Origin of the sequence: Aeromonas sp. 603079 (assembly GCF_049172135.1) — a bacterium.
GTDB classification, from domain to species: Bacteria; Pseudomonadota; Gammaproteobacteria; order Enterobacterales; family Aeromonadaceae; genus Aeromonas; species Aeromonas veronii.
Genome location: NZ_JAAKPX010000046.1, coordinates 1 through 1130, shown reverse-complemented (window position 1 = coordinate 1130; position 1130 = coordinate 1). Strand labels below are relative to the sequence as shown.

The 1130-nt window shown below is 52.0% G+C and carries 1 protein-coding gene and 1 pseudogene; both read right to left on the bottom strand.

Features of this window, described 5'->3' with window-relative positions; all coding sequences use genetic code 11:
- Positions 1 to 308: 308 nt before the first annotated feature.
- Positions 309 to 851 (bottom strand): D-glycero-beta-D-manno-heptose 1,7-bisphosphate 7-phosphatase, encoded by a 543-nt coding sequence (gene gmhB, locus G5287_RS20745; RefSeq protein ID WP_216952229.1) that lies wholly within the window; start codon positions 849 to 851, stop codon positions 309 to 311.
- Between the two features lie 111 nt (positions 852 to 962).
- Positions 963 to 1130, bottom strand: a pseudogene (gene tuf / locus G5287_RS20740) (elongation factor Tu); the annotation flags it as partial.

Below are 1130 nucleotides of genomic sequence, written 5' to 3'. Positions count from 1 at the left end.
TCAAAAATTGTTTTTGATGTTCGATGCTGTGAGTGCCCACACAGATTGCTTGATTCAAATTGTTAAAGAGCGACGCAGCTTTTGCTGCTGCGGGAGTGGCATTCTACTCAACCGCCTTCTCGAGTCAAGCCTTATTTGCAAAGGCTTTTCGAGGTTATCTACGAGGTTGTTTGCGTTGCCGCTTGCCCTGTCGATGGAGGCGCATTATAGGGAGTGAATTCGTTCTGGCAAGGGGATAATTGCAAAAAGATGGCTTTCGCTGTTCGTTCGCTCACAAAGCCACCAATTGGCATATTAAACCGGCGAAATCAGCTTGCTGCAGGCACCGCGATGGCAAAATCGTGCAGGTTGTCATAGATGGCATCTGCCAGTGCGCTACCCGTTTCGGTAACCGGCTTACCGGTTCTGACCATGATCTTGTGACCGACCCCGGCATTGCTCGCTGCTTTCAGATCGGAAGGCTTGTCACCCACCATATAGGAACGGCTCATGTCGATCCCCAATTCCTGTTGCGCCAACAGCAGCATCCCTGGCTCCGGTTTGCGGCAATCACAGGGGGCGCCGTGATCCGGATGATGGGGGCAGAAATAGATGCCATCGAGGTCCACATCCCGATCCGCCAGTGACCAATCCATCCACTCGGTCAGATTCATGAAGTCATCTTCACTGAAGTAGCCGCGGGCGATTCCGGACTGGTTGGTCACAACGACCAGCAGATAGCCTTTCTTTTTGAGGAGCTGCAGGGCGTCTATGACTCCGGGCAGAAAATGGAAGTCATCGACCTGGCTGACATAGCCAGTGTCTTCATTGATGACACCGTCACGATCCAGAAAAATGGCGGGTTTGCTCACGGAAACTACCTCAATCAATGGTTTTGCCCAGTATCTCACAGGGCAGATAAAGCCCAAAAACAAAAGGGGCGGCCGAAGCCACCCCTTTCATGTGTGCATTTAAAGTATCGATTAAGCGATAACTTTAGCTACAACACCAGCACCTACGGTACGGCCACCTTCACGGATAGCGAAACGCAGGCCGTCATCCATCGCGATCGGCGCAATCAGGGTAACAACCATCTTGATGTTGTCGCCCGGCATTACCATCTCTACGCCTTCCGGCAGTTCGATGGTACC